6 protein-coding genes and 1 pseudogene are annotated in these 6,774 nt (G+C 33.6%); 1 reads left to right on the forward strand and 6 read right to left on the reverse strand.

The genetic code is table 11. From position 1 onward, the window contains the following. Positions 1-58: 58 nt before the first annotated feature. Complete coding sequence (locus ACIQ11_RS07815; protein WP_396154105.1) at positions 59-511, forward strand: DinB family protein; 453 nt, start codon at positions 59-61, stop codon at positions 509-511. A 467-nt stretch (positions 512-978) separates the two neighbouring features. Here the strand turns inward: ACIQ11_RS07815 and ACIQ11_RS07820 are convergent, their stop codons facing one another. The 6 genes and pseudogenes from ACIQ11_RS07820 to ACIQ11_RS07845 form a co-directional block, all read right to left on the reverse strand. Next, positions 979-1,311: a hypothetical protein gene (locus ACIQ11_RS07820; protein WP_396154106.1), complete on the reverse strand. Its 333-nt coding sequence runs from the start codon at positions 1,309-1,311 to the stop codon at positions 979-981. Beyond that, positions 1,304-2,005, reverse strand: a complete 702-nt coding sequence (locus tag ACIQ11_RS07825) for a hypothetical protein (RefSeq protein ID WP_396154107.1) — start codon at positions 2,003-2,005, stop codon at positions 1,304-1,306. The genes ACIQ11_RS07820 and ACIQ11_RS07825 overlap by 8 nt, the downstream gene beginning before the upstream one ends. A 348-nt stretch (positions 2,006-2,353) precedes the next feature. After that, positions 2,354-2,617 carry a hypothetical protein gene (locus ACIQ11_RS07830; RefSeq protein WP_396154108.1) on the reverse strand — a complete coding sequence of 88 codons (264 nt, stop codon included), beginning with the start codon at positions 2,615-2,617 and terminating at the stop codon, positions 2,354-2,356. A gap of 16 nt (positions 2,618-2,633) precedes the next feature. Then, positions 2,634-4,199 (reverse strand): fibrinogen-like YCDxxxxGGGW domain-containing protein, encoded by a 1,566-nt coding sequence (locus ACIQ11_RS07835; protein WP_396154109.1) that lies wholly within the window; start codon positions 4,197-4,199, stop codon positions 2,634-2,636. Positions 4,200-4,231: 32 nt separating this feature from the next. Then, the gene (locus tag ACIQ11_RS07840) at positions 4,232-5,809 is read right to left on the reverse strand and encodes a beta strand repeat-containing protein (RefSeq protein ID WP_396154110.1); all 1,578 of its coding nucleotides are present in this window, start codon (positions 5,807-5,809) and stop codon (positions 4,232-4,234) included. Positions 5,810-6,037: 228 nt separating this feature from the next. Then, positions 6,038-6,774 (reverse strand): annotated as a pseudogene (locus ACIQ11_RS07845) (hypothetical protein); the annotation flags it as partial.

Raw genomic sequence — 6,774 nt, forward strand, 5'->3', positions numbered from 1 at the left:
CTAATTACTAAAACCTCTATACAATTCAAATATATTCCTTACTTTTACAAAAAAAAGAATGAAAAAGCTATACCACATTTTAGATTATTTTGAAACGATTTTAGATAAAACTGAAATTGAAAACCAAAACATATCAAGTAGTTCTATAGGATGGCATATCGAACACACTTTGGTATCTATCGATTTAATCGTTGAAGCATTACGCAAATCGCCTCAAACGCCTTATAAACCCATCCATAGTTTTAGCAAATATTTTATTTTAATTTCAGGTCAAATTCCTCGTGGGCGAGCTAAAGCGCCAAGTTATACTATACCTAAACAATTTGACAAAAGTGAATTGGAGAAACATATTAAGGAAACAAGAAAACAAATTCAATCCATTAAAGAAATTCCTGCACATCATTATTTTTTGCACCCTTATTTTGGGCCGATGAACATTTTTGAAACCAAGCGCATTCTATATATCCATAGCTGGCACCATGTTAAAATCATCAAAGATGTTCTTAAATAAATGACGGATTAAACCGATTAAAATTAAAAAAAATTGTAACGTAAATTCCAATCTACTTCTTTAATTGATATGTAGCAAAAACATCACGAACACTATAGAAGCGAAGAGTGTCATTATACGTTATTTCCGAGGTATCTTTTCGAATTTCATTTAGATTCATTGAATTTAAATTTGCGGATACCAGATTATGAAAGTGACAAATTATAAAATTTGAAACTAGCAGAAATAAAACCAAAAAAAACTTAATCATATATATCTTTTAAAATTTAAATATAAAACCCACAAGAAAAAAATAAAATATCGGAAAACATTTTAGGAAAAAATCTTGTGGGTAAAATAACATACATAAAATAAATTGATATTGAATCCATAAAAATTAAAAATACATAAAAATAAAATTAAAATCATAAAAAAACTAGATAAATACTATATCTTTTGATAGACTTCATCATTTAGAGACAATAAACTTAAAACAATTCATTTATAAGTTTACTTGAAGATTTTTTTCTTTGTTTAAGCTTACAAACTCTACATATTATTGAAGTCTTAAATTCATTACGATTGGTAATTTGTATTTGTTTATTTTTTTTACAATTTTGACAAGGTAAACGAATTTGAAGTGTAGAATATTTAGATACCGTCAATTTTAAATCTTCCATTTTAATGAGATATTTTTTTGAAAGCATATCTAAAGTGAATAAAAAACCATTAGTCTCTATTCTCCAATAATCAAGAATAAGTGACGAGATTATAATATCGGTATTTTCTTTAATAAATACTTTAATATCAATATTAATCATTTTTTGACAAAATTGAATTTAATTTAAAAGTTATTTCTGATTCAAAAACATTAATTGTATCAAACTTTAAAAGCTTTGATTGAATTGCAGGTAAAAACAAAACATTCAGTTCATTATCCACAATAAATGGCGCTTTACATAAATTGTTATGATCAAAATCTACAAAAACTAGACGAAGTTGCACTTTTTTATGGTTCACTGATTGATATAACTTCAATTTGTATAAAGCAATATGTAAGCGTTCATTTAAATTTGAAACATAACCCCCTTTAAATAAGAATAAAATAAAAACTTCCTCTGATGGACTAGAAATATAACCATCAAAATAAATTTTTAAGTTATTAATCGAATCCAATTTGTTGGGAACGATATGAAAAGAAACAGGATTTAAAATAGCTACCGAATCTATATAGTTTGTTTTGACATACGTTTGAAACAAGAGGTTTGAGAGGGCTATTTCTTGTTCATTTGTCAACATTTTAGCATTTCCATCATAAAAAATAAATTGGTTAAATGAATACCAATTTTCACAAAATGAAATTTCAAAATGTTTCTTAAATTCACCATTAAGATTTTGTTGTTCTAATAAACCATTAGGAAATGGGGCATTTTTAGTATTTGAAAACGATTTAAGAAACTGACTATTATGCATTCTTAAATAATTTTTAAGTTTATTAATTTCAAATATATTCATATTTAAAACTTGATTGACCGAAAAATTCTCAAAAAAATTAGCTAATGTTGAAAAAATCAATAGAAATATTAAAACAAATAAACTTATAGATATTTCACATTGAAGAGATAAATAAAAAAAATTATAAAATATTATTGAAAGTAATAATAAAAAAATAGAATAAAATAAAGCCTTATTGTGAATACTCATAAATATTTTAATTGAATTTCATGATGCATAATATGGGTTCTTATATTTCAATACTCTTTAATTTTTTTCTAAATCATAAAGAGTACCGCGTGCGCTTCATACGCGCGCTGTACCTTATTCATGATTATTTTTTATTCAGCTCTTTATGTACCAGTGCACTTATAACACCCGTGATGTTTTGCAAAATGAGTAATCTGTTTTCCAAAACACTAAAACTGTTGTTTTACTTTTGATGTCATAGAGCTGTTGCGTACCTAAACTTGCATTGTTGGCTTTTTGACCCGGCACGTACATTTTTGTAAAGGCCTCTTTGCGCATAGCACTTTCTTTAGCTAATGCTTCGGCATAGCAGCTATCACTCGATTGAGCAACAGCGGCTATGCTTACACATACTAAAATCAGCAACAAACGCACTTTCAACATAATATATATATGAAAATTATCTTACCCAATAAACTCTCACACCTCTTATAACTGGCGTACTACAAGTATATGATGCACCAGCAAGATTTGTTGACCAAATGGAATTGCTGTTAACAATTGCACATGCATTTACAGAAGGGTTAAATAAATCTACTCTCCAAACATTGCCACACAAAGAAACACCAGTAGAATTACTATATGATGCGAATAAACTAGGATAACGGAAATTATATAGATTAGGATTTCCATCAAATAAATATGTATTCCAAAAACGTCCTGTCCATCCAACTGCAAGATTTGTTACAGGTACAGTTCCTGTGCTCTTTAACCAATTTGCTACATTTGTGCCTGTAAATATGGCATCCCCCAAATCCCAATTTCTAAGATTAGCATTTGCAAATGTGCTAGCTTGAGTAATCCTAATTGCAGAGATAGACATTTCACCAAATTTAAAAGCGATATTATCTGGCCAATATCCACCAGCAGTCAAGTTTGATATAGATGTTGTTTGGCTAAATGTACCTGTTGACGCATCACCTCCTGCAGCTATTTTAGTCCAACCACCACCAGCTGTCGTCATATCACATTGGACTTGCATGGCACTCAATGTAGTACAATTAAGATCAGGATCTATCCAATATACACCATCTGCACTTGCCGGAAAGGCTTCTTTGATAGATTTACAAGATAAGTTAGCCTTGGCTGCTATTGTTCCGTCCATTCCGTTACCACCGCTTGCTCCATACACCACAGAATTTACGGTACATGAAAGACCTAATCTTGAAAAAAGTGCCGTTAACGTACCAGCCGTAGTTGGTGCACCCGTTAGATTATAGGTTAAGGTTGCTGTTGCGCCACTATTGATGGATACAGAACTATTTTGACCTGCTGTAACAGTTAATCCCGCAGCTCCAGCTCCTGAAAGGGTAACGGCATTGCTAAAATCTACTGCAGTAACATTAGAAAACGAATTGTTGATTACTTTAAAAACAACTGATATTCCCGTTGTGCCAACATACTTTGGTCCGCAAGAAAAAGAACTATTCGAGCAATCTATAGTTACTGTTGTAGAGTTTGCGGTAGAACCTGAACTTAAACATGTAGACCAAGCACCATTCTCGTATGCTTTAACACAGTTAGAAGCTATATCATAAACAATCATTCCATTTTCAGGATTTGCAATGGCACCTGTTGTGGCTACTCTGGTTAACAACAAGGATTTGTTAGCAGAAGAAAGCTCTAATACAGCATCTGTTGCAGGTGTTGCAATTCCAATTCCGACTTTCCCCATTTGGTATATATCTTGCGTGTTTGCAGTAGCTTGTGTGCCTGTGGCTACGTTGTACCAAGGTTCGTTTGTTGCTATATTAAATTGCGCTTTTTTGAAGAGTCCATTAGTACCTACGAGTACAATACTATCTACAGTTAATGACCCCGAAGTAAGCGTATCTACTCTCATTTGTCCTTTGACATGCAATTTATTTTGTGGTGTAGTAGTTCCTACACCTACATTTTGAGCTCTTGAGATGCCTACTATTGCAAAGCATAAAATCAAAAAGCTATATATTTTTATATGATTCATAAACTATATATTTTAGTGAAGATTAAAAAAAATTATTTAATGACTCTTACGTCAAAATTTGTAGTAAACGAAGTAGAAGAACCCGTTCCTACAAAGCCTACTTTTACGGTATTGGCAGCAGATACTCTCGCATAAGCCAGTACTACGCCATTAGGTAAGTCTATCGTTGGATTTACAACAACGCTATTTCCCACTGCAGCACCCGTAACAGTAAGTGTAATACTTCCTGCATCTCCAATAGACAAGGCAGGTACGGTCCCCGATACCGAAGCAACAATATTATTGCTTGCCAATAAAGTAGCCAAGGATACCATACGAATGACATTATTGGTAGGATTTAAGACCATAATACTATCTGTAGCCACACCACTTTGAAGCCCAGCCAATGCCAAGGTATTGGTAGACGAAGCCGTAATAGTAGTAGCACTTGATAGTGTTCCTCCTAATTTTACATCTTTGCCATTTAGTGTCAAGCCATTGCTTGCCGTAGTACTATCTATTCCATTTGGGATTGTTACCGCTGTTCCAGCCACACCATTTACAGTAGTGGTCAAAGCTCTTGTAGAGGTATTAAATGAATTGGCTACAGTATTCACTGCAGAGGCCGTAGCAGCTATTCCATTTACCGTAGAAGTTATCGTATTGGTAGCACTTGATAACGTATGGGTGGTAGCAGGGATACTTGTCAAGGCAGTATCTGTTACTAAATTTCCTGAGGCATCAAATCCCAAAAACTTTGTAGTCAAAGTTCCCGCAGATGGCGTTAATGTTGCTGCTACACCATTGGTAGTATTAGTAATGGCGTTTGAGGCAGCTGTTAAGGTATTGGTGGTAGCAGGAAGCATTGTGGATACACTTTTTCTAGCCAACACACCTGTTGTTGGATTCACTACCAAAACGCTATCGGTATTAGATCCACTCTGAAGTCCTGCCAACGCCAAGGTATTGGTAGACGATGTAGTAAGAGTAGTAGCACCCGATAAGGTTCCTCCTAGTCTTACATCTTTGCCATTTAGTGTCAAGCCATTGCTTGCCGTAGTACTATCTATTCCATTTGGGATCGTTACCGCTGTTCCAGCCACACCATTTACAGTAGTGGTCAAAGCTCTTGTAGAGGTATTAAATGAATTGGCTACAGTATTCACTGCTGAGGCCGTAGCAGCTATTCCATTTACCGTAGAAGTAATGATATTGGTCGCACTTGCTAAGGTATTGGTAGTAGCTGGTATGCTTGTCAAAGCGGTATCCGTTACTAAATTTCCTGAGGCATCAAATCCTAAAAATTTGGTACTAAGCGTCCCTGTTGAAGGCGTTAAAGTAGCCGCTATTCCATTTGTTGTATTTGTAATGGCGTTTGAGCCTGCAGTCAAGGTATTGGTGGTATTACCCAATAGCATTTTAGCAGCACTCACTCTTTTTAATAATCCTGTAGCAGGATCCGCAACAATGATACTATCGGTAGCCGATCCTGATACCAAGGTATCTATTCTTACTTGTCCTTTAATATGCAATTTGTGAGAAGGCGTGGTAGTTCCAACACCTACATTTTGAGCATTTACAAATCCTATAGATAGAATTAAAAGCGATAATATTAATTGTATTTTTTTCATATTAATTAAATTTTAGTGTTGTTATTTTTTTATTTTTGAATTGTTAATTAATTCAATTGTTTTTTTTAAGTCACACTTAATAATTGAATCAGATTTTGTTTTATTGATTGAAAAAGTACTATCCACTTTGAAATTTAAAGTACTATTAGGTTTTGAATTAGGCTTCAAAAAAGTACTGTTCATCGTCAATAATAAGCATATAATAATCATATAGATTCCGTTTAGAAATTATTTTAAAACTTTGATATCAAATGGAATATCCACAGCAGTATTAGAGCCCGTACCTGTAAAACCAAAAGTAATGGTATTGGCGGCAGAAACCATCACATACGCTAGATTGACTCCATAAGGCAAAGGTAATCTTGGATTGGCAATAACATTATCACCTATTGCCACGCCGGCTAGTATATAATCCTTCGAACCTACATCACCTACCGACATTAAAGGCAATTTGATCGAAACATTTTTAACGGTAATAGTTTGAGCATTGATTAATACATTGATACTATCTTTTACTGGACTTTGTGTTATCATTTTGGCTACGGCGGTACTATCTAGTCTTAAGCTAGCAGCGGTAAGCGTAGCACCTGTGCCACCTGTAATAATAATACCATTGGAATTGGTCAAATTTTGTGGAGTAGCTGAAAAGGGAACTTTCCATTTAGCCACGCCATTGGCATCTGAGGTCAATACTCTACCATCGGCTTGCGTTCCATCTACAATTTTAACAGCTCCAGCTGAAAGACTTTGAATTTCTAAAGGTCGGCTAGGCGTAATGGTTCCAATACCAATAAAAGCAGAATCCATAGACACAACTGTTTTTGCACCATTAGCACCTTCTACTTCAAGATACACATTATAGGACAACACTTTAGTATTTTTTCCAATTTTCATTTGTGCTTGAATTTGAAAAAATCCAAACATCAATAAAATAAATAAAAGTTTTTTCATGAGGTGTATTTTTA

Source organism: Flavobacterium sp. (assembly GCF_044361065.1).
GTDB lineage: Bacteria > Bacteroidota > Bacteroidia > Flavobacteriales > Flavobacteriaceae > Flavobacterium.

Excerpts from the sequence above, each read along its gene's own strand:
- ACIQ11_RS07835 (WP_396154109.1), bottom strand. The coding sequence starts at position 4,199 with ATGAATCATATAAAAATATATAGCTTTTTGATTTTATGCTTTGCAATA.
- ACIQ11_RS07820 (WP_396154106.1), bottom strand. The coding sequence starts at position 1,311 with ATGATTAATATTGATATTAAAGTATTTATTAAAGAAAATACCGATATT.
- ACIQ11_RS07815 (WP_396154105.1), top strand. The coding sequence starts at position 59 with ATGAAAAAGCTATACCACATTTTAGATTATTTTGAAACGATTTTAGAT.
- ACIQ11_RS07825 (WP_396154107.1), bottom strand. The coding sequence starts at position 2,005 with ATGAATATATTTGAAATTAATAAACTTAAAAATTATTTAAGAATGCAT.
- ACIQ11_RS07830 (WP_396154108.1), bottom strand. The coding sequence starts at position 2,617 with ATGTTGAAAGTGCGTTTGTTGCTGATTTTAGTATGTGTAAGCATAGCC.
- ACIQ11_RS07840 (WP_396154110.1), bottom strand. The coding sequence starts at position 5,809 with ATGAAAAAAATACAATTAATATTATCGCTTTTAATTCTATCTATAGGA.